The following is a 19,899-nucleotide window of genomic DNA, read 5'->3' as shown; positions in this document are numbered from 1 at the left end:
CCTATCAGAAGCTCTATCTGTAAGGGCGGAATAATTCCTCTTGACTATTTATTGTAATGATTTCAGTTCTACTTCCGGTGGAATGAAAAGCAGAGCTTTTTTGACACGGCGGGATAGAGCTTTAAGGGCATCTGTCGGTGCAATGTTTGATACCTCTTCTATTTTACCGTTCATTTTTACAAGTATTGCGTCAAGTTTTTCTGGTGAATAGTAGGAATACGCAACCTTTGAAGGTTCTATCACGTCCATGTAGTATTCAGGGTCAAAACCTTCTTTTATCAGTTTTTCCCTTGCTTTGAGAACGATTTGCGGGCTTTCAATTTCTATTGCTCTGAAAAAGGATCTTTTGACAAACCTTTTGCTTAAATCCTGCAGGACAAAATCTTTTGATAATGTAAATTGATATACGGAAGAGATTATTGAAGCATCTGTTAGCATAAAAAACTTTTCAACGCTTTTTGTTTTTATTGTCTCTTTTAGTAAAGAATCCATTTCAACTGATGAACTGTCTGATAGCAAATGTCTCAGTCGTTTTAACATTTTTTGGAGAAGCACCTGTGCCGCTATGTTTACAGGATGGAAGTAAACTGTCCAATACATCTGGTAACGTGACATGACGTAAGATTCAAGGGCGTTGAAGCCTTTGTAATTCCATACAAGATTACTGTTATCAATCTCAATAGACGCAAGTATTCTGTTAACGTCAACTTTTCCAAAGCTAACGCCTGTGTGAAAGGCGTCTCTTTTCAAATAGTCCAGTCTGTCGCAGTCAAGCTGACTTGATATGAGTTGATGCCCGAAAGGAATAGAAAACTCTTTTTTTATAATTTTCTTTACTTTTTCAACGGTAGAGCTTTCTAAAACTTCTTCTGATTCAAGCATTTCAAGAGCTTTAAGTGTTAATTCTTCGTGACTGTAAGGAACTATTTTTCTCTCAAGGGCGTGAGAGTATGGAGAGTGTCCGAGGTCGTGAGTTAAAGCTGCAATTTTTACGTTGAATTTTAAATTTTCATCAACAGAGTAGCCTTTCTTTTCTAAAAATCCAAAAGCTTTTGTTACAAGCCAGTAGACACCAAGGGAATGTTGAAATCGGGTGTGTTCTGCTCCAGGATAGACAAAGTAGCATGGACCGAGTTGCCTTATGTATCTTAAACGTTGCATAAGAGAAGAATTGATTATATTTTCACCTGCTCCCCCTTTTTCTATCATTACAAATTCGTCATAAACAGGATCCATAAATAGTTTATATTTCATTCTTTCACCTTAATAGAATTTCTTGAAGTTATTCTATCAAATAGAAGGAAGGGGGAGAAAATGTTAAAAGGGCGACAGGAAAAGTCGCCCACATTAGTTTTGACACTTGTCGCAGACACCGTAGTAGATAATTTCACACTTTTCAACGCTGAAATTGTATTTTTTGAGTTTTTCTGTTTCTACATTAACTTCACAGTCTATGTCGATTACTCTACCGCATACTTTACAGATGAAATGGCTGTGGGGTGTTATTTTACCGTCAAACCTTGCAACACCGTTAACCGTTGCAACTTTCATTGCAAGGCCTGCGTTTTCCAGGCTTGTAAGTGTTCTATAAACTGTTGCAAGAGATATTCCCGCAAATTTTCCTTTTAGTGCGTCGTAGATGTCCTCTGCCGAAGGATGGTCGTGTCTGCTTACTAGTTCTCTGTAAATTGCCACTCTTTGTGGAGTGATTTTCATACCTTTAGAGCGTGCAATCTTCTTGAAGTTTTCAATCATAGTTTCTATATTTTTCATTGGATACTCCTTTTATCTGAAATTTCTTGCTAAATCGCATAGTAAATTGCCGTTAAAAGTTTGTTAAACCTAATAATATAACTTTTGGATTTCTGAGTCAATGCTTGCTGCTAATATATAACATTAAGCATTAATAATTTGCAACTATCTATCCTTATTTTCAAATACTACTCATTATTAAATATAATAAGTGGTAAAATAATAGCAAGTTACGTAAGGGAGAGGTGTTATGAGTGTAGAGTCTGTTTCTCTCGTTATTATAGCTGTTTGTATGGTTTTTATTACTATTTCAATCGTTGTTATGGCATTTGGTGTCTATTCTTTTCTTAAAAGATTGAGTGAATTCCTTGAGAGGACAGAGCCTGAAGTTTCAGAAGTGGCTGATACTGTTAAGGATACGGTTGATGTTGTTAAAGAGACAGTGGAATCTTTAAGAAATACGGTTGATTCTTTTCTTGAAACGTTCAGTGTTACCTTTTCTGTTTTAAGGTTTTTTAGCAATAAAAAGAAAAAGAAAAAGAAAAAGTGAGCAGAGCGCTCACTTTATATGTCAAGATTTCTGACTTCTTTTGCGAATTTCTGGATAAATTCTCTTCTTGGTTCTACTTTATCTCCCATTAATACTGTGAATATTTCGTCAGCGTTGACTGCATCTTCTACCGATACTTTAAGGAGCGTTCTGTTTTCAGGATTCATTGTAGTTTCCCAGAGTTGGTCGGGATTCATCTCTCCAAGACCTTTGTAGCGCTGAATGTAAATTCCCTCTTTACCTGTTTTCAGTATAAAGTTGTAGAGTTCGTCTATTGTTTCAAATTCCAGAGTTTCGTTTTTCTTTTTCAACCTGTAAGGCGGTTGGCCAAGATATTCTCTTATCTTAGTTTTTAATCCTTTTGCCCTTTTGAAAAGGTCAGAAATTAAAAGTTTTTCGTCAACAATGATGGTTTTCGTGAGGTAATTATCAAAAGGTATTTCTATTTCGATAAAATAGCAACAGGAGTCTTTGTTTTCTTTGATTTTTATCTCACTTTCTTTCAACGAATCGGGCAGATTTTCCCTGATTTTCTTAACGAGATTCTCTGTTTTTTTTCTGTCGTATAGGTCTTTATAGTCTGCGTGGACTCTTAGAAGTGCGTTTACGATTTCTCTGTTTCTTTTTCTTGAAAGGATGGAAATGATTTCGTTAAGTTTTCTTATCTCTTCAACAATTTTCAAACCTTTTTCTTTTTCTATTTTATTTCCTTTGCCGTCAAGGAGGGTTAAAGTGTCAAGGGCAAAGTCAGCAACAACCTTTTCAAGTTCCGCATCTGACTTTATATACATCTCTTTCTTGCCCTTTTTCACCCTGTAAAGGGGAGGCTGTGCTATGTAAAGGTATCCTTTTTCGACAATTTCAGGAAATTGGCGGAAGAAGAATGTTAAAAGAAGTGTTCTGATGTGAGCGCCATCAACGTCGGCGTCTGTCATTATTATGATTTTGTGGTAGCGGAGTTTTGATATGTCAAAGTGACTTCCGACCCCTGTTCCGAGAGCCGTTATTATTGTTTTAATTTCATCATTAGATAGGACTTTTTCTATTCTTGCCTTTTCTACGTTTATAATTTTACCTTTGAGGGGCAGGATAGCCTGAAATCTTCTGTCTCTTCCCTGTTTTGCACTTCCTCCGGCAGAGTCTCCCTCAACAAGATAAAGTTCTGTCTTTTCTGGCTCTCTCTCTGAACAGTCTGCAAGTTTTCCGGGAAGGGAAAATTCTTCGAGAGCACTTTTCCTGCGAGTCATTTCTCTTGCTCTTTTTGCTGCTTCTCTTGCTCTTGCTGCTGTTATTACCTTTTCTGCTATCTTTCTTCCAATATCGGGCCTTTCGTTCAGGAACGCCGTAAGCTTTTCGTAAACGACAGATGTTACAATAGGTTTAACTTCAGAATTTCCAAGCTTGGCCTTTGTTTGGCCTTCAAACTGAGGGTTTGGAACTTTAACTGAAATAACAGCAACAAGCCCTTCTCTTACATCGTCTCCTGTTATAGAAATTTTTGTGTTTTTAGGTATCAGGTTATTTTCGTCAATGAATTTAGTTATGGCTCTTGTTAGGGCTGCTCTAAATCCTGATACATGTGTTCCGCCTTCTCTTGTGTTGATATTGTTCACGAAGCTAAAAATCTGTTCCGAATACGTGGAGTTATACTGGAGAGCAACTTCTACAATAACGCTATTTTTCTCTCCTTCCATGTAAATAGGCTCCGGGAAAAGAGGTCCTTTTTTTTCATTTATCTTTTTAACAAACTCTACGATGCCACCTTCATAGTAAAATACCTCTTTTTTCGGTGGTTCTTCTCTTTCATCGATGAGAGTTATTTTTAGTCCTTTATTGAGAAAAGCCAGTTCTCTTAATCGATTTGCAAGTATGTCCCAACTGAATTCCGTTACTTCGAAAATTTCGGGGTCCGGTTTGAATGTAACTATTGTTCCTCTTTTGTGTGTTTCTCCGACACATGTAAATGTTGTTACCGGTTTTCCTTTTTCGTAGGTTTGCTTATAAACTCTTCCGTCTCTATGGATTTCAACGATTAACCATTCTGATAGCGCGTTAACTACCGATACGCCTACTCCATGAAGTCCACCTGAGTATTGATAAGCTTCTTTTTCGAACTTTCCGCCTGCGTGGAGCACCGTAAGCACTATCTCTGCAGCGGGTTTTCCGTATTCCGGGTGTATATCAACAGGGATTCCCCTTCCGTTGTCTGCTACGGTTATGGAATTGTCTTCGTGGATTATTACTTCTATTTCCGTGCAGTAGCCGGCTAAGGCTTCATCGACGCTGTTGTCAACGACCTCAAAAACAAGATGGTGCAGTCCATAGCTTCCCGTATCTCCAATATACATTCCAGGTCTTTTTCTGACTGCTTCAAGGCCTTCAAGAACTTTAATCGCAGACGCATCGTATTTTTTGTTTTCTGACATTTAATCCTCCTGAGACGGTAAAACGGTGCTAAAAAGGTAAAACTCTTTTATTTTGAACGGTTTATTATACCATTTCGGGGAAGAAAGGAGGAGAGAGAATGGTGCCGGCGAAGGGATTCGAACCCTTGACCTGGGCATTACGAGTGCCCCGCTCTGGCCATCTGAGCTACGCCGGCATTTTTGAGCAGCGGCTATTATATCAAACAATCATTTGCCAGAGCATAATAACGATACAGGCCAGCGAAATAATAAAGGTTACAAAACAAAATATATTGTTGAAAGCAGTATTTGTGAAGTCTCCCATTATCTTTTTGTTGTTTGCTACGATTGCTATGACGGCTACCAGAAAAGGTAACAACATACCGTCCAGTATTTGACTGTAATAAAGAGCGTTAACCGCTGATATTGGAGAAAGATTGATAATGTCCCCTATGAGAAGGGAGCCCAAGAATACGATGTAAAATCCTTTGGCACTGCTAACTTTTTCTTCAAAACCTTTTCTCCATCCAAATAGATCTGCTATTGCGTAGGCAGATGAACCTGCAAGAACGGGTATGGCGATGAATCCGGCGGCGATGATGCCTATTGAGAATAGAGTGAAGGAGAAACTTCCCGCGACAGGCTTTATTGCAATTGCCGCTTCTTTTATGGTGGATACAAAAATGTGATGTCCAAACAGGGTGTAAGCGGCAGCAATAATTATGAAGTATGCGACAACATTTGAATAGATCATACCGGCAACAGTATCGAGGGTGGCGTCCTCTATTTGAACAACCGTTTTGTGCTCTATCTTTTCTTCCGTTGCCTGCCAGAACATCATATAGGGAGAAATGGTTGTGCCTAACAGTCCCAGAGCGGCCATAAAAAATGCGCCCGAGAATTTTATATGAGGAATTAGTGTGTTTGTTATTAGTGTGCTGATATCAGGTTTGCATTTTATTGCAGAAAATATGTAAACAGCCAGTATTGCTGTAAGAGACACCAGAGTTTTTTTTACCGTTCTGTAAGTTTTAAAGATTACGAGATAGCCTATTAAAATATTTATTGGTATTAACCAGTATATTGCATGGATTCCTGTTACAATTTCAAATATCTGTGCAACTGCTTCCATATCAGCGGCTATTGTGAAAAGGTTTGCTATGAGTAGTAATGATATGACGATTGTTGCTGTTTTTTTTGTGTAAAAGGTTTTTAGAACTTCCGATAGGCTTTTGCCAGTGACTATTGCTATTCTTGCAACAGAATCCTGAACAGCTATCATCATTGGTGTAGAGAAAACCATGAGCCACAGTTGCTTAAGTCCGGTTGTTGCACCTATCATCGTGTAGGTGATTATTCCAGCAGGGTCGTTGTCCGCCCCTCCCGTTATTATTCCAGGTCCAAAATTTTTAATTCGTTCTTTTACTTTATCGTAGTTTTTCATTTTTCACCTGCGACATTTTCTTATGTTTAATATTGTCCTTTTTCATTCTTCAGAAAAGGTTAAGGAGGTAATATTGGCAAGAATAAAGGTAAAGCCGGAAGATTTCAAGGTGAAAGAAGTTTTGAAACCGGGCTTTTTGGAGGGAAGAGGTTATCGGGTTTATTCTCTCTGGAAAAAAGGATTGGAAACGGAAGAAGCTATAAAGAAAATAGCTAAGATTTCTGGTCTTTCTCACAGATTTATAGGTTACGGTGGTTTAAAGGATAAAAATGCCATTACGGTTCAGTTTATCTCTGTGCCTGAAAGATTCAGACTTAAAGAGGTGGCGGACAGGAATTTAAAGGTGATTTTTGCAGGATTTTCCAGAAAAAAAGTTTCTCCGTCTGCAGTTAACGGTAACTTTTTTGAAGTTCATGTTAGAGAATTTTTTAGGTATCCTGAAAGAGTTGATATTTTAGAGGAGTTTGGGATTCCAGGTTATTATGGAGAGCAGAGGTTTACGTCTGTTCGAAGGAATAGTTTTTTTGTTTATTATTTGATTAGAAATGATTTTAAAAATGCCCTTTTCTACCTTTTTACACCGGCAGGTTGGGAAAGTTTGAGGGGGAGGAAAGGGAAAAAACTCTTTGTTGCTGGTAGGTTTGGAGAATCTGCCTGGTTTTTTTCCGGCTGGAGAAAGAAGGTAGCCCTTTTCCTTGAAAAGTCAAACAATTTCAGAGAAGCTCTATCTCTTGTTCCTGAAAGTGAAATAAAGTTTCAGTTTAACGTTTTTCAGAGTTATCTTTTTAATCGCTACCTTAGTGAGTTGGTCAGTAAAAAAACTGATGAAAAGCTGGTTTTCAAGTATAAGTTGGGAGAGCTGGTTTTTCCTCTGGAAAGAATCTATCTTCCAGAGAAGGTTCCGGTTTTTTCTCTTGAAATTAAAGAGTTGTATGTTTCTTTTTTAAATGAGATGGGGTTGTCTCTTGATCAGTTTTCAAACTTTTCTAAATTTTTTCACCGGTTTAATAGGGAAACGATTGTTTCTATAAAAGATTTTGAGATTAAGGAAACGGCAGGTGGAGTAATACTGAAATTTTTTCTTCCGTCAGGCCACTATGCTACGAATGTTCTCAGATTCCTTTTTGATGCTGTGAAAAAAAGAAAATAGGTTAGAATATTAATTGTTATTTTTAAATGGAGGTAAGGTATGAAGGCACTTTTTGTTAAAAACATAGGAATCGAAGGTCCGGGAACACTTGCGCCGCTTTTTGAGAGGAAAGGAGTAGCAGTTGAAACTATTGATGCTTTTCGCGGTGAAATGGTTGATTCGGTTGATGACTATGAGTTTATAACGATATTGGGCGGTCCTATGGGGGTTTATGAGGCTAAAAAGTATTCTTTTCTTAATGATGAGTTTAGACTGGTTGAAGAGGCTTTGAGAAAGAACAAAAGGATTGTTGGGATCTGCCTTGGGGCTCAAATAATAGCTCATGTTTTAGGTGCTAAAGTTTATAAAGGTGAAATGGGAAAAGAGATAGGCTGGTATGAGCTTTATCCTCAAAATGAGTTTGAATTTCTATATAGGCACAAGATGGATGTTTTTGAGTGGCATGGTGATACTTTTGAGCTACCTGAAGGGGCAACGAAACTTGCTTCAACGCCTCTCTATCCCAATCAGGCTTTCAGATTAAACAGGGCTGTTGGTCTGCAGTACCACATTGAAGTTACGAAGGATGATATTAAAAGGTGGATTGAAGCTTATAGGGACGAGGTAGTTTCTGAAGGATTAACTCCAGAACAGATATTGGGAGATGATGATAAAAAATGGGAAATGCTGAAAGTTTATTCTTCTGTCTTTGTTGAGTTTTTGTTCAAAATTTGAATTTTAGGATGTTTTTTTGTCACGAATAGGAAGGTTTGTTCGCCTTTCTTTCCTTTTACAAACATTTCTCTTGCAAGTTTTTCGTAATAAAATTTTTGATTTTGTTCTATTGCTTTTATTCTTTCATTGAGGATTTCAACTTTTGTATTCCAGTAGTTCTTCTCCGCTTGAAGTTTTTGGTAGTTTTTCTGAAGTTCCCTCAAAGTTTTGAGGGAGTTTTCACCGAAAATGTAACTGTATAGATAAAAGGGCAGGAAAATTACCCACCCGATAATTAATAGTTTACTCAGTTTCTTCTGTATCAAGGAGACCTCTTGATATAAGTTCTTCTTCGTAAAATTTTCTGTATAAAGCAAACCATTCCGGAGTTCCTTCCGGTATAGGTTTTGACATTGATTCTATTTTGTGTTTTGCTGCCTGATCAACTTCTTTTTTAAGTTGAGCTATTGTGTTGAAGGCTTTTACTATTTCCTGTCTTATGATTCCTCTTTCCTGTGTGTAGTCTATTTCATCATCAGTCAGAATGAATTTTAGGATTTTTCCTGCCAGGTAGTTTGCCTTTTCTCTGCTGAAAATGCTGCCAGAAGCTGGAATGCCTCTTTCTTTTGCAAGTTTTTCTTTTATAAGTTTACGTGCTTTGAAGAAAGGGATACCTCTATACATAATTTCATCAGAATTTTCCTCCAATATTTTTTCAGCTTCTTCTTCTAACTCTTTCTCAATCTTGTATTCGTTGATAATGATTTCAAGGACTTTATCCTTAAAGTAGTTCTCGTCGTCAACGATGATGTAGTCCTTTCCAACAAGGTTTTTCGTTATCTCGTTTACAAGGAGTTGCACGAATTTACCGCCCTTCTGCATTAACGCCTCCTTTCATCTTATTCTCGATTTCCTTGATTTTTTCAAAGGCTCTTATCCCTTCCGGTGATTGCCCTTTAATTTTAACCACTTTCTTTAGTAACTTCAAAGCCTGTTGGTAACTTCCTTTTTCTTCAAGAAGATTTGCTGCCCTGTAAAGAGCGGTAGAGGTCCATGGTTCCACGCCGATTTCATAGTATATCTTCAAGTAATCCATTAGAGCTTTTTCACGGTTTCCCGTTTCCTCTTCGATGGAAGCCAGCCAGAATAAAGATTCTGCTTTTTGCTCTTTTTTTCTGGCCTTTTTGTTAGCTTCCTTCAGAAGTTCAATGGCTTCTGTATGTTTGCCTTTTTTGTCCAGAAACAGGGCAAGGTTTACCAGATCATCGTAGTTAATCTCTGAAAGATGACCTTTTTTGACTATGTAATTTAAGAGTTCCATTGCTTTTTCTTCGTTCCCTGCAAGTTTATAAAGTGACGCGAGAGTTGCTGCAAATTTTACTCTTTCGGTTTCAGGTATGTTGTTTATGTTTGTTACGGCTTTTCCTGCGTTAAGTGCGTCAAGAAGTCTTCCTTCCTTGTAGTAAATTTCAGTCAGCAGGTAGTTTTTTATATCGTTTTCTTTTTGTCCAGCATCCGGAATAAGGTTTACGTCTCTTATTGCTCTCTTATAGTTTTTAAGTTTCATGTCAATTTTTACCATTTTTGTTACCACTTCTGTTCTTATGTTGGGATCTGTTGTTCTTTCGGCTGCCAGTTTGTAAAGTCCGTAGGCTTTCAGAATACCATTTGATTCTAAATAGTCGTTGGCTTTTTCGATTATGGAATTTATGTCTGAGATGTCGTTTTCAGGGTTGTATGCTATGAATTCAGGGTTGTTTAAAAGGAGATTGTCAAACCGTCCGAATCTATAAGCGTCATATTCTTCCATTTTTTCTGCAAAGTTTGCCGTTTCCGGATTTTCCGCTACCGCTTTAAGTAGTGACAGATAAACAAAACGCTTTTCAGGTGTTTTTTCTCCGATTGCAAGTTTGTAAAGGAGAGCTTCTCTTACCATTCCTGTTGTTTTATAAATCAGGCTTTTCATAAGTTTTTTGTTGTTTGTTAAGACTGCGAACATTGCAGCTGCAAAGGGTTCCTTAGGCAGTGGGACTTTCTTTAAAGAGGAGGTTTTTCCAAGTTTTGCCGCTAAGTAGCACAGTCTTCCGTAGTTTATTTCCGGGAATAGCCTGTTGTTGTTCAGTTTTACTTTTAGGTATTCAAAAGCTGCTCGTTTTTTGCCGCCGTAAAATTCAGAGAGGATGAAGAAATGAAAGGCTTCATCATCTTTGCTTATAATAGGTTTTAAAGTTAAACTTGCTTTTTTATAATTGCCTTCATAATAGTAGGCTTCTCCGAGAAGTTTTCTCGCCTGTATGCTGTCTATTTTGAATTGCTCAATTCCGTATTTGAGGAGTTTTGCCGCTGCATCGAAGTTCCCCTTCAGTATCAGGGATTGGGCGTAGGGTATTATTGAGGCTTTGTAGTATGGTGTGTTTTGGAAATTATTGGCTATTTCCGAGTAGAGCATGTTTCCCATATCTTTGTTTATAACGGCAACTTTTCCTATAAGGTAGAGTGTTCTCGGGGTTAAATAAAAACCTTTCCTTGAGTTTACCGCACGTTTTAAGTAATCGAATGCTTTTTCAAAATTGCCTCTTTCATAAAAGAACATTCCAGCATCATGGTTGTTTATCTTTTTTACCTTTTCGTCTGCGGCAGGAGAGAATGTAAAGAGGAGAGCCCTGTAATAGTATTCCGGATAGAACTTTTTGATTTCATCGGGGTTGATTTTTCCTTCTATAAAGTTAATTGCTACTTTCAGACTTTCAGGCATTACAGGTTTTTGTATGTTCATGTTCAGTTCTTTAAAGGCTTCTCTTTTCCTGCCTGATTTGAAGTAAGCCCAGGCTCTTAAAAACTTTGCTTCCGTAGTGTTAATGTTTTTGGCAAGTTTTATCGCCGTCTTGTAGTTTCCTTTCAGATAATAAACTTTAGCCATTTCAAACAGTATTTCAGGGCTTTTATCTTTTTTGTAGAGTTTTCTCAGTTTTATGAGAGCATCATCGTATTTTTTCTGTCTTTCCAGATATTTTATGTATGGAAGTTCAAATTCTTTTCCTTTGAGCCAGTCTCCATAATTTGCGAATATGTAGTCGGTTATGTCTTGATGTTTGTTTTTTATTGTTTCCTCAGCAAACTTTTCGAGAAATCCACTGTCAGCCAGAGCCCCTTTTACATCCAGTCTTTTTTTGCCTAAGGTAAGAATGTAAAATTTCTCGTCTGTTGAAAGGGGAGCTTTTGCTAAAACTTTCAGGAAGTCTATCTTTTCTTTTACCGGTAAAGATAAAAAGGAAGTTTCGTCAAAGACATCTTTTAATTTTTTTCCTTCGCTTATGTTTACAAATGTTGATAAACCCAAATAATAACCTTTTTTATATGACGGATATCTTTCTTTCCAGACTTTAAGGAGGCGTTTTAAAGAGTTTATATCCTTTGTTTTAAGAAATGTTTCAGCCATAGGGCTCAGGTAAGGTTTGAGGTTTTCAGGAGGGGAGGTTAGTATCTGCGAAAATGTTTGATCTGCAAGCTCATACATTCCGTCCTTGTAGAGTTTCAGACCGAAGTTTATGTCTGCTGCACTTGCCGTAGCCGCGAAAAAAAGAGAGGCTATTATAATTTTTTTCATTTCTTTGTCTCCCTGTCTGTGTTCATCGGTATAAATTATACTCTACCATGAGAAAGTTTAAAGTAAATTCACCTTTTAAACCGGCTGGAGATCAGCCAAAAGCCATTAAAAAGTTAGCGGAAGGTTTAAATAAGGGATTAAAGTATCAGACGTTACTGGGCATAACGGGTAGCGGTAAAACTTTTACAATTGCCAAAGTTATAGAGAAAGTTCAAAAACCTACGCTTGTGATTTCTCACAATAAGACACTTGCTGCCCAGCTTTACCATGAGCTTAAAAATTTTTTTCCCGACAATGCCGTTGAATATTTTATAAGCTATTACGACTATTATCAGCCTGAGGCTTACCTGCCAAATAGAGATTTATATATAGAAAAAGATTGTTCCATAAATCCTGTTATTGACAGGATGAGGCATGCTGCAACTGTTTCTCTTCTTACAAGGCGTGATGTGATTGTTGTTTCTTCGGTTTCTTGTATCTATGGTCTTGGTTCCCCTTCTTTTTATTCTCAACTGGCTTTGAGATTTACTGTTGGTGAGGAGATCAGTAGAGATGATGTTATCAGGAAGTTGGTCAATCTTGGCTATGAAAGAAGCGAATTTGATATGCGTCCTGGAATTTTTAAAGTAAGGGGAGATGTTATAGATATTTTTCCTGCTGACGTTGAGGATAGGTTTATAAGGGTCGAGCTTTTTGGTGATGAAGTGGATTCGATAATAGAACAGGATTACTTTAATCGTAGAGTTATAAGGAATTTCGATTCTTATACGGTTTATCCGGCATCTCACTATGTTACTCCTCAAGAGCAGTTGGTTAGAGCTGTTAAATCGATAGAAGCAGAACTTGAGGAGAGAATAGAGTTTTTTCTCAATCAGGATAAGATTGTTGAGGCTAAAAGGATAGAGCAGAGAACCAGATATGATATGGAGCTTCTCCTTGAAATAGGACACTGTAAGGGTATTGAGAACTACTCAAGGCATCTTGACGGCAGGAAACCCGGGGAGCCTCCGTTTACGCTGCTGGACTATTTCCCGGATGATTTTCTTGTTGTTATAGATGAGTCTCACGTTACAATACCACAAATAAAAGCAATGTGGCGTGGTGATAGAGCGAGAAAATTCAATCTGGTTGAACACGGTTTCAGGCTTCCTTCGGCTTATGATAACAGACCTTTAAACTTTGAAGAGTTTTTAGAAAGGCTAAATCAGGTGATTTTTGTTTCTGCTACTCCGGGTCCTTTTGAGATGGAAGTTTCGGAGCAGATTGTTGAACAGATTGTTAGGCCTACCGGGCTACTTGACCCTGAAGTTGAGGTTAGAAAGACAGAAGGACAAATGGAAGATCTCCTTTCTGAAATTAGAAAAAGAGCGGCTAAAAATGAGAGAGTTCTGGTTACGACCTTGACTAAAAGGACGGCTGAAGAGCTTACCGACTATTTGCTTGATAAGGGTATAAAGGCAAAATACCTTCATTCGGAGATAGATTCTGTCGAGAGAGTAGAGATTATAAGATCCTTGAGACTTGGCGAGTTTGATGTTCTGGTTGGTGTTAACCTGCTGAGGGAAGGACTTGATCTTCCGGAAGTTTCTCTTGTTGCGATCCTTGATGCGGATAAAGAGGGATTTTTGCGTTCGACGACTTCGCTTATTCAAACTATGGGTAGAGCGGCAAGAAACGTTCACGGTAAGGTTATCCTTTACGCAGACAGGATAACTGACTCAATGAAGAGAGCGATAGAGGAGACAAATAGACGTCGTGAAATTCAGAGAGCTTATAATGAAAAGCACGGTATAAAGCCTGAAACGGTAAAAAGAAATATAGATTCAAGTATTCTTGAGGATGCGGGAATTGCTCCTTTCTTTAAAATTAAAGTTAAGAAAGAGGAACTTCCTAAAACGGAAGAAGAGCTTTTTGAAGAGATAGCCAGACTTGAAAAGGAGATGAGAGAAGCTGCAAAAAACTGGGAATTTGAAAAAGCTGCAAAGATAAGGGATAAAATAAAGGAGTTGAGAAAGCTGATAGTTCCTGCCTGATTTGTGGAGTTAGTATAATTATCCCTTATTACAAAACAGATGGAGGCAAAGATGGCAGAGATTCAAACAGATCTTAACGTTCAGAAGGAGATAGAGGAGCTTCGTTCCCTCATCAGGGACATACCTGACTTTCCAAAGCCGGGTATTATATTTAAGGATATTACGCCGCTTCTTCACAAGCCATGGGCGCTTCAAAAGGTAATAGATTTCATAGGCAATAGATATGTAGGTGCCGGTGTAGATATTGTTGCAGGTATAGAGTCAAGAGGTTTTATTCTTGCTTCAGCACTTGCGTATAAAATAGGTGCCGGGCTTGCGATTATCAGAAAGCCGGGGAAACTTCCTTACAAAACAATAAGTGCAACTTACACTCTTGAATATGGTGAGGATAAAATAGAGGTTCACGAAGATGCTATTCAAAGAGGCATGAAGGTTGTTCTGATAGATGATGTTCTTGCTACAGGTGGCACCATGGGAGCTGCGATAGATTTAATTGAAAAACTCGGTGGGAATATTGTTAGTGTTGACTTTTTGCTTGAACTTACCTTCCTCGAAGGTAGAAAGAAAATAGAGGATAGAGGTTATCCAATATTTTCTCTTATTAAATTTTAGTCTGGAGGCGCGTTGAGGCTTTTCGCTTTTTTCCTTTCATTTATTTTATTGTTTTCAAATGCGTGGGCTTCTCCCTCTTATAAGGAGAAGCTCCTTCCCGATTTTGCAACGACAGTTCTTGATAGACGTGGTAATGTAATAGGTTACTTCTATAAGAAGCATTTTAGATTATATGCTCCTTTTGATGAAATTCCTCAAAACCTTATCTGGGCAGTAATATCAGCGGAAGACGCAAGATTTTACGAGCACAAAGGCATAGATCCGATAGGTCTTCTTCGTGCGGCGGTAAGAGATATAACTTCAGGTAAAATTGTTCAGGGTGGAAGCACAATAACTCAACAGCTTGCAAAACTAGTATTTCTTTCATCTCAGAGGACATTTTCGAGGAAATTGAAGGAGATAGGTATAGCAAAAGAGCTGGAAAATAATCTTACAAAGAATGAAATTCTGGAACTTTATCTGAATTATGTCTATCTTGGAAGTGGCGCTTATGGTGTGAAAGCTGCTGCAAGAGTTCTTTTTGGGAAGGATTTAAAGAATCTTTCTTTAACGGAGTGTGCTTTACTTGCCGGTCTTATAAGGGGGCCCGAGTATTACAATCCTTTTAAGCATCCTGAAAGGGCATTAAGACGCAGAAACTGGGTTCTGAAGCAGATGTATAAAAACGGATATATAACAAGAAATATTTATCTTGATGCTGTAAATCAGCCCCTGGGAATTCTGCCAGAACCAGAGAAACCAAGAACGGCTGGTTATGAACTTGATTTTGTTAAATTCATGGCAAAAAAAGTGCTTTCTGCTGACCAGCTTTATACAGGTGGTTTGACTATAAAGACCACTATTGATGAAAATGTTCAAAACTTTGCTCAAAAGATTCTGGCGTCTTACGCTGAAAAATATTCCAAAGAGCATAACCTTAATGATTTGCAGTGTGCTGGAATGGCAATGACGAGACTTGGGGAAGTTCTCTTTGTTGTTGGAGGAACTGATTACAGTAAGACAAAACTAAATAGAGCCTTTCAGATTTTAAGACCTATCGGTTCAACAGCAAAACCAATAACTTATCTTTCTGCCTTTGAAAAAGGAATTTCTCCTTATGATTATGTTGAAAATACACCTCTGGAATTACCCATGGAAGAGGCGGGAAAGAAAACCAGGAAAAATGGAGAGGATAAATACTGGCGACCAGAAAACTATTCCCATCATTATACAGATTATTTGGAAGTAAAAAATGGATTGACATATTCAGTTAACCTTGCGACGATACATCTGGCGATGAAGATACCTTCTAAAATTCGTCAGAATTTCAAAAAATTTGAATTTACCAGAGGAGATTTTAACCTGTCTTATGTTCTGGGAAGTTTTCCATCAAACCTTTACAGAATTTTGAGGGCTTTTTCAGCAATAGAGAACGGAGGTGTTCTGTATAGACCATTTGTAATTAAAGAAGTACTTGATAAAAATGATCAGCTTATTTATAGGGGAACTCCTTCTTTTAAAAAGGTTGCAGACACAAAGAATATTGCTATTTTGCGTTCTATCCTTCAGGATGTTGTTAAAAAGGGGACGGCAAGGAGAATTTCGTATCTTTCTAAGAGATTTGATGTTGCGGGAAAGACTGGAACGACAAACAGCTGGCGGGATGCATATTTTACAGGTTTTACAACTTCTTTTGTCATGAGCGTGTGGTTTGGCAGAGATAGTTATAAAACGTTGTGGCGTGGTGCTGACGGTGGAAGACTTTCTTCTCCCCCCTGGGCAGAAATTGCTGAGAAGCTTTGTTCTATCTATGGTTGTGGGAAGTTTTTACCTTCTTATGAAGAGATTGTTAAAAGTTATTATCCTCTTCCCTCAATTCCGTTAAAAACGGAATTGTCACGTTATATTAAGGCCAATACACTTGGTGTTAGCTATATGGAGTCTCTGACTACATTGAATTAATGGATTAAAGTTTACTTCTTACCCAATCTTTTTGTAAAATTTCCATAACCTTTTTGGGAGAAGAATTGAAATATAAGAACATTAAACGTTCTTTTATAGGAAGAACTCTTTTTATGATTCTTATTTTAGTGGCTTTGTCTGCTTTATTATCGGGTGTATCTGATTTTTTTGTAATTAAAAAGATGGAATCAGAGATAAAGAAGAAAGAATATTGTAGGATAAAAAGAGCTTTCCCTGCCCTTCTTCATCTTTGTGACGAAAAAATAGGAAATATGCTTAATAGTTTTGGTATGTGGGACGATATGATTCATAATATTGAGCTGAAGAATGTTAGCTGGATAAAAGAAATGTTTGAAGATGATGATATGGTAACTTCTCAATTTAGCTCTTACGGGGTGTATAATTTTAAAAATTATCCTGTATATGTTAAAAATCTCATATTTTCCAGAGTAGAAGTGTTAAAAGTATCCAGCTTTATAAAGAGAAGGTTTAGAAAAGGTCAACCGGGAAAACCTGTTATATTTTTCCATATCTATGGGGGCAGAATTTATCATGTTGGTGTTTTACCTTTATGCTGGAATGATGGAAGTGTGGCTTCCTATGGGTTTATTTATTTTGCTCATGAGGTTAATGGTAAGACGTTAAAGATGTATGGTCAAATTCTGTCTGCTCGTATAAAGGCTGTTCCTAGCGTTAAAGTGTTGAAAGCCAGTGATTTGATCTATACCTTTCCTATGAAAGATATAGATAATAAAATTGTTGGTCTGTTTGGTTTTTATGAGGATATGCTTGTAATTAACATTTTTAAAAATATGAACAGATTATTTATTTTAATTGTGGTAGTTATTCTTGTGGTTTATATAGGTGCTTTTTCTTTGGTAGCTAATTCTATTAATGATGCAATGAAAAAAACATTTGGAAGTATTACTTCATCGCTTAAAAGACTTTCGGAGGGTGATTTTAATGCCCTTGAAAATCTTGATGAGTTTTGTCAGAGAGATGATGAGCTTGGAAGTCTTACAAAGAATATTAAGAAAATTGCCAGACAGTTGTCGGTGAATCTCTCTACGGATCCGCTAACAGGTATTTACAACAGACTCTATTTTTCCAAGAAGTTTGAAGAAGAGATAGAGAGGGCAAAGAGGACAGGAAGGCCTCTCTCTTTTGTTATTTTTGATCTTGATGATTTCAAAAATATTAATGATACTTATGGGCATGTGGCAGGAGATCTGGTTCTTAAAAATTTTGCGAAGTCTGTTTCATCAACTGTAAGGAGCTTTGATACATTTGCCAGGATAGGTGGAGAAGAGTTCGGACTTATTCTTCCGGAAACCGATCTAAAAACAGCAGTTCAGATTGTTGAGAGAATAAAAAGGCGGCTAAAAGATGTTTATGTGCCGGAGATAGATGGGAAGGTTAAAATTACTTTTAGTGCTGGAGTTGCCGGTTATAAGAATGGAGATAATATGGATTCCCTTTTCCACAGGGCTGATGTTGCTCTTTATAGGGCGAAGCAAAAAGGTAAAAATCGCATAGAAATTGAGGGTTGAAATGGCTAAGAAAAGATTTAAGATAACGCAGCAGGATATAAAGGATGCTTCTTTATCAACTGTAGGTTTAAGTTTTGCATTTGCCGTAGCTATCGGTTTTTTTGTGGGTTATTATCTTGATAAATGGTTAAAAACATCTCCATGGATGACAATAATCTGGCTTTTTATTGGTCTTGCAGCGGGGTTTAAGAATATTTACATGGCAGTTAAAGAAGGATATAGTAGTAATGGAGACAGTAAAGATGTATAAAAAAGTTTTTTCTAGACTTTTCGTTGCTGGCATTTTGGGTATGTTGGTATTTTTGTTGTGGAGGGGAATTAATTTTACTAATGCAGCTTCTTTTATATATGGATTTTTTGTGATTATCCTTGATTTTTTCATTTTTGCTAGATTTTCTTCTTCGTTAATTATGAAAAAATCTTTTCAGAGAAGTGTAACTTTTGGTGGAATGCTCTTAAGATACTTTATAATTTTCCCCCTTCTTTATTTAGGTATTAGGCTTGCGCCAAACTTTATGTTTGCTATAATTAGCGGTGCTGTGTGGGCTACTTTTGCCTTCACAATAACGATAACTACTCTACTAAAGGAGAGGAGCGGATGGAGCATGGAGGAGCACAACTCATCGCATGGCCGATAGTCTACTGGACATGGATTACCATGGCTTTTGTAATCGTAATTTCTTTCCTGGTAAGCAGGAATCTTAAAAAGATTCCTGGAAAGATTCAGTTCCTTTTTGAAGCTTTTATCAGTTTCATAGCGGGCGTTCTTTCAGATGCTATCGGTGAAGAAAAAGGGCTTTCATTTTTACCGCTTGTTGGTGGATTTGCTTTCTTTATTCTTTTTACAAACCTGGTCGGTTTGATTCCGGGAGCTCATCAGCCGACATCAAACTTGAATACGACTGTTGCACTTGCTCTTATTGCTTTTATTGCTTACAACATTGTAGCAGTTAAAGAACAAGGGCTCTTTAACTACATTAAGCATTTTATGGGACCTGTAAAAGCTCTTGCACCTTTGATGTTCCCTATTGAAGTTGTTTCTCATATTTCAAGGATTCTTTCTCTCTCTCTGCGTCTTTTCGGTAACATGTACGGTGATGAGATGATTGTATGGGTTCTCCTTAAAATGGTGCCTTTACTTGTACCTGTTTTCGGTCTTGCTATTGTTTTTGGAAACAGTTTTCTTCAGACGTACATATTCTGTATGCTGACAGTTGTTTACCTTTCTCTTGCAATACACTCCGAAGAGGAAGAGCACTAATAGAACACTAAGAGGTTATGGAGGTAGGACATGAAAATTAAGAAGGAAAGCCTTCTCTACACACTTTTCCTTCTGCTTGCAGGTATTGTTCCTGCTATGGCTGGAGAAGGTGGTGCATCAGCTGCTTCAATTAAAGCTGCGGCAGCAATCGGTGCAGGTCTTGCTATTGGTGGAGGTGCAGCCGGTGCTGGTGTTGGACAGGGTCTTGGTCTTAAAGGAACTCAGGAAGCTATTGCAAGAAATCCTGGTGCAGCTGGAAGACTTACAACAAACATGTTTATTGGTCTTGCCCTTATCGAAGCTCTTGCTATTTACGCTCTCGTTGTTGCACTTATTCTTCTCTTCGTGTTTTAATATTAAGGCGGGCAGGAAGGCCCGCCTTTCCTATAAATTCAGTCTCTTTTCCACATAACCCTTGCAAACTTTTCATTTTCATTATATTTAATCTCGAAATTTCCTTTAAAGGCGCTGTTGATTGCCTCCCCTATATGTCTTGCAAGGTGTTCGCTGGTCGTTGCTATTTCTATTGTTCCGTCATCTTTCTCTTCCATCCATAGGATTCTCTGAAGAGGCCTTAATGCCGAAACGTCTTCAACGACGTTTTTGATTCTATTTAAAATTTCCTCTTTGTGCTCTTTTAAGAATTTTCCTTTTAGGATAACTATTCCGCCTGGGTAATGGTCTTTCTTCCTTCTGCATGCAGGACAAAGTGCTTCATTAACATCATCAGGTAATTTCTCTTTAATATCCTCTTTCCACTGCCATCTTCCGTCTTTAAAAACGGCACCGCACTCTGGACATACGGTTGGCTCCGGATATTTTTGCCCTTCGTAGTAGGGATTTTCGCTTTCCCATGTGTACTCCTTTCTTGTAGCAGGGATATAGTTGTGTCCCATAGGTT

At 37.7% G+C, this 19,899-nt stretch carries 19 protein-coding genes and 1 tRNA gene; 11 read left to right on the top strand and 9 right to left on the bottom strand.

From position 1 onward, the window contains the following. Positions 1–48: 48 nt before the first annotated feature. Positions 49–1,254, bottom strand: a complete 1,206-nt coding sequence (locus BLW93_RS02315) for an HD domain-containing protein (protein ID WP_076712504.1) — start codon at positions 1,252–1,254, stop codon at positions 49–51. Between the two features lie 93 nt (positions 1,255–1,347). Then, positions 1,348–1,773, bottom strand: a complete 426-nt coding sequence (locus BLW93_RS02310) for a Fur family transcriptional regulator (RefSeq protein WP_076712503.1) — start codon at positions 1,771–1,773, stop codon at positions 1,348–1,350. Between the two features lie 229 nt (positions 1,774–2,002). Between BLW93_RS02310 and BLW93_RS02305 the strand changes: the two genes are divergently transcribed. Continuing rightward, on the top strand, positions 2,003–2,302 hold the full coding sequence (locus BLW93_RS02305; RefSeq protein ID WP_076712502.1) for a hypothetical protein: 300 nt from the start codon (positions 2,003–2,005) through the stop codon (positions 2,300–2,302). Positions 2,303–2,316: 14 nt separating this feature from the next. Here the strand turns inward: BLW93_RS02305 and gyrB are convergent, their stop codons facing one another. From gyrB to BLW93_RS02290, 3 genes are all read right to left on the bottom strand, one after another. Continuing rightward, positions 2,317–4,728, bottom strand: a complete 2,412-nt coding sequence (gyrB, locus tag BLW93_RS02300; RefSeq protein ID WP_076712501.1) for a DNA topoisomerase (ATP-hydrolyzing) subunit B — start codon at positions 4,726–4,728, stop codon at positions 2,317–2,319. Positions 4,729–4,827: 99 nt separating this feature from the next. Then, positions 4,828–4,904: transfer RNA gene (locus BLW93_RS02295), tRNA-Thr, on the bottom strand. A gap of 23 nt (positions 4,905–4,927) precedes the next feature. Next, entirely contained in the window at positions 4,928–6,151 is a 1,224-nt protein-coding gene (locus BLW93_RS02290) for an NRAMP family divalent metal transporter (RefSeq protein ID WP_076712500.1), read from the bottom strand. A gap of 73 nt (positions 6,152–6,224) precedes the next feature. Here BLW93_RS02290 and truD point away from each other — a divergent pair, with 73 nt between their 5' ends. Both truD and BLW93_RS02280 read left to right on the top strand, forming a co-directional pair. Further along, positions 6,225–7,301: a tRNA pseudouridine(13) synthase TruD gene (gene truD / locus BLW93_RS02285; RefSeq protein WP_158025368.1), complete on the top strand. Its 1,077-nt coding sequence runs from the start codon at positions 6,225–6,227 to the stop codon at positions 7,299–7,301. Between the two features lie 39 nt (positions 7,302–7,340). Beyond that, positions 7,341–8,015: a type 1 glutamine amidotransferase gene (locus BLW93_RS02280; protein WP_076712498.1), complete on the top strand. Its 675-nt coding sequence runs from the start codon at positions 7,341–7,343 to the stop codon at positions 8,013–8,015. Here the strand turns inward: BLW93_RS02280 and BLW93_RS02275 are convergent. From BLW93_RS02275 to BLW93_RS02265, 3 genes are read right to left on the bottom strand one after another with little or no spacing between them, the layout of a single operon-like run. Beyond that, complete coding sequence (locus BLW93_RS02275; RefSeq protein ID WP_076712497.1) at positions 7,976–8,320, bottom strand: FtsB family cell division protein; 345 nt, start codon at positions 8,318–8,320, stop codon at positions 7,976–7,978. The two genes, BLW93_RS02280 and BLW93_RS02275, sit on opposite strands and share 40 nt — an antisense overlap. Beyond that, on the bottom strand, positions 8,298–8,876 hold the full coding sequence (locus BLW93_RS02270) for a DUF507 family protein (protein ID WP_076712496.1): 579 nt from the start codon (positions 8,874–8,876) through the stop codon (positions 8,298–8,300). The genes BLW93_RS02275 and BLW93_RS02270 overlap by 23 nt, the downstream gene beginning before the upstream one ends. Beyond that, positions 8,860–11,601 (bottom strand): tetratricopeptide repeat protein, encoded by a 2,742-nt coding sequence (locus BLW93_RS02265; RefSeq protein WP_076712495.1) that lies wholly within the window; start codon positions 11,599–11,601, stop codon positions 8,860–8,862. The genes BLW93_RS02270 and BLW93_RS02265 overlap by 17 nt, the downstream gene beginning before the upstream one ends. Before the next feature lie 47 nt (positions 11,602–11,648). Between BLW93_RS02265 and uvrB the strand changes: the two genes are divergently transcribed. The 8 genes from uvrB (at position 11,649) to BLW93_RS02225 (ending at position 19,352) form a co-directional block, all read left to right on the top strand. Continuing rightward, positions 11,649–13,634 carry an excinuclease ABC subunit UvrB gene (gene uvrB, locus BLW93_RS02260; RefSeq protein WP_076712494.1) on the top strand — a complete coding sequence of 662 codons (1,986 nt, stop codon included), beginning with the start codon at positions 11,649–11,651 and terminating at the stop codon, positions 13,632–13,634. Between the two features lie 51 nt (positions 13,635–13,685). Beyond that, complete coding sequence (locus tag BLW93_RS02255) at positions 13,686–14,246, top strand: adenine phosphoribosyltransferase (RefSeq protein ID WP_144443986.1); 561 nt, start codon at positions 13,686–13,688, stop codon at positions 14,244–14,246. A gap of 12 nt (positions 14,247–14,258) precedes the next feature. Then, entirely contained in the window at positions 14,259–16,187 is a 1,929-nt protein-coding gene (locus BLW93_RS02250; protein ID WP_076712493.1) for a transglycosylase domain-containing protein, read from the top strand. A 65-nt stretch (positions 16,188–16,252) separates the two neighbouring features. Next, positions 16,253–17,737, top strand: coding sequence for a sensor domain-containing diguanylate cyclase (locus BLW93_RS02245; RefSeq protein ID WP_076712492.1), 1,485 nt, complete (start codon positions 16,253–16,255; stop codon positions 17,735–17,737). A gap of 1 nt (position 17,738) precedes the next feature. After that, on the top strand, positions 17,739–17,987 hold the full coding sequence (locus BLW93_RS02240) for an AtpZ/AtpI family protein (protein WP_076712491.1): 249 nt from the start codon (positions 17,739–17,741) through the stop codon (positions 17,985–17,987). Next, entirely contained in the window at positions 17,980–18,375 is a 396-nt protein-coding gene (locus BLW93_RS02235) for an ATP synthase subunit I (RefSeq protein WP_076712490.1), read from the top strand. Before BLW93_RS02240 ends, BLW93_RS02235 begins: the two co-directional genes overlap by 8 nt. Further along, the gene (atpB, locus tag BLW93_RS02230) at positions 18,336–18,998 is read left to right on the top strand and encodes a F0F1 ATP synthase subunit A (protein ID WP_076712489.1); all 663 of its coding nucleotides are present in this window, start codon (positions 18,336–18,338) and stop codon (positions 18,996–18,998) included. The genes BLW93_RS02235 and atpB overlap by 40 nt, the downstream gene beginning before the upstream one ends. A gap of 30 nt (positions 18,999–19,028) precedes the next feature. Continuing rightward, positions 19,029–19,352, top strand: coding sequence for an ATP synthase F0 subunit C (locus tag BLW93_RS02225; protein WP_076712488.1), 324 nt, complete (start codon positions 19,029–19,031; stop codon positions 19,350–19,352). Between the two features lie 38 nt (positions 19,353–19,390). Here the strand turns inward: BLW93_RS02225 and BLW93_RS02220 are convergent, their stop codons facing one another. Next, positions 19,391–19,894, bottom strand: coding sequence for a BCAM0308 family protein (locus tag BLW93_RS02220; RefSeq protein WP_076712487.1), 504 nt, complete (start codon positions 19,892–19,894; stop codon positions 19,391–19,393). Positions 19,895–19,899: the final 5 nt, after the last annotated feature.

This window comes from Desulfurobacterium indicum, assembly GCF_001968985.1.
Taxonomy (GTDB): Bacteria; Aquificota; Aquificia; order Desulfurobacteriales; family Desulfurobacteriaceae; genus Desulfurobacterium_A; species Desulfurobacterium_A indicum.
This window is presented reverse-complemented; position numbering and strand designations above follow the sequence as displayed.

Bases quoted from the DNA above. Each gene is read 5' to 3' on its own strand.
- BLW93_RS02265 (WP_076712495.1), bottom strand. From the start codon at position 11,601: ATGAAAAAAATTATAATAGCCTCTCTTTTTTTCGCGGCTACGGCAAGT.
- BLW93_RS02305 (WP_076712502.1), top strand. From the start codon at position 2,003: ATGAGTGTAGAGTCTGTTTCTCTCGTTATTATAGCTGTTTGTATGGTT.
- BLW93_RS02280 (WP_076712498.1), top strand. From the start codon at position 7,341: ATGAAGGCACTTTTTGTTAAAAACATAGGAATCGAAGGTCCGGGAACA.
- atpB (WP_076712489.1), top strand. From the start codon at position 18,336: ATGGAGCATGGAGGAGCACAACTCATCGCATGGCCGATAGTCTACTGG.
- uvrB (WP_076712494.1), top strand. From the start codon at position 11,649: ATGAGAAAGTTTAAAGTAAATTCACCTTTTAAACCGGCTGGAGATCAG.
- BLW93_RS02255 (WP_144443986.1), top strand. From the start codon at position 13,686: ATGGCAGAGATTCAAACAGATCTTAACGTTCAGAAGGAGATAGAGGAG.
- BLW93_RS02235 (WP_076712490.1), top strand. From the start codon at position 17,980: ATGTATAAAAAAGTTTTTTCTAGACTTTTCGTTGCTGGCATTTTGGGT.
- BLW93_RS02310 (WP_076712503.1), bottom strand. From the start codon at position 1,773: ATGAAAAATATAGAAACTATGATTGAAAACTTCAAGAAGATTGCACGC.
- BLW93_RS02315 (WP_076712504.1), bottom strand. From the start codon at position 1,254: ATGAAATATAAACTATTTATGGATCCTGTTTATGACGAATTTGTAATG.
- BLW93_RS02220 (WP_076712487.1), bottom strand. From the start codon at position 19,894: ATGGGACACAACTATATCCCTGCTACAAGAAAGGAGTACACATGGGAA.
- BLW93_RS02290 (WP_076712500.1), bottom strand. From the start codon at position 6,151: ATGAAAAACTACGATAAAGTAAAAGAACGAATTAAAAATTTTGGACCT.
- BLW93_RS02225 (WP_076712488.1), top strand. From the start codon at position 19,029: ATGAAAATTAAGAAGGAAAGCCTTCTCTACACACTTTTCCTTCTGCTT.
- BLW93_RS02270 (WP_076712496.1), bottom strand. From the start codon at position 8,876: ATGCAGAAGGGCGGTAAATTCGTGCAACTCCTTGTAAACGAGATAACG.
- gyrB (WP_076712501.1), bottom strand. From the start codon at position 4,728: ATGTCAGAAAACAAAAAATACGATGCGTCTGCGATTAAAGTTCTTGAA.
- BLW93_RS02240 (WP_076712491.1), top strand. From the start codon at position 17,739: ATGGCTAAGAAAAGATTTAAGATAACGCAGCAGGATATAAAGGATGCT.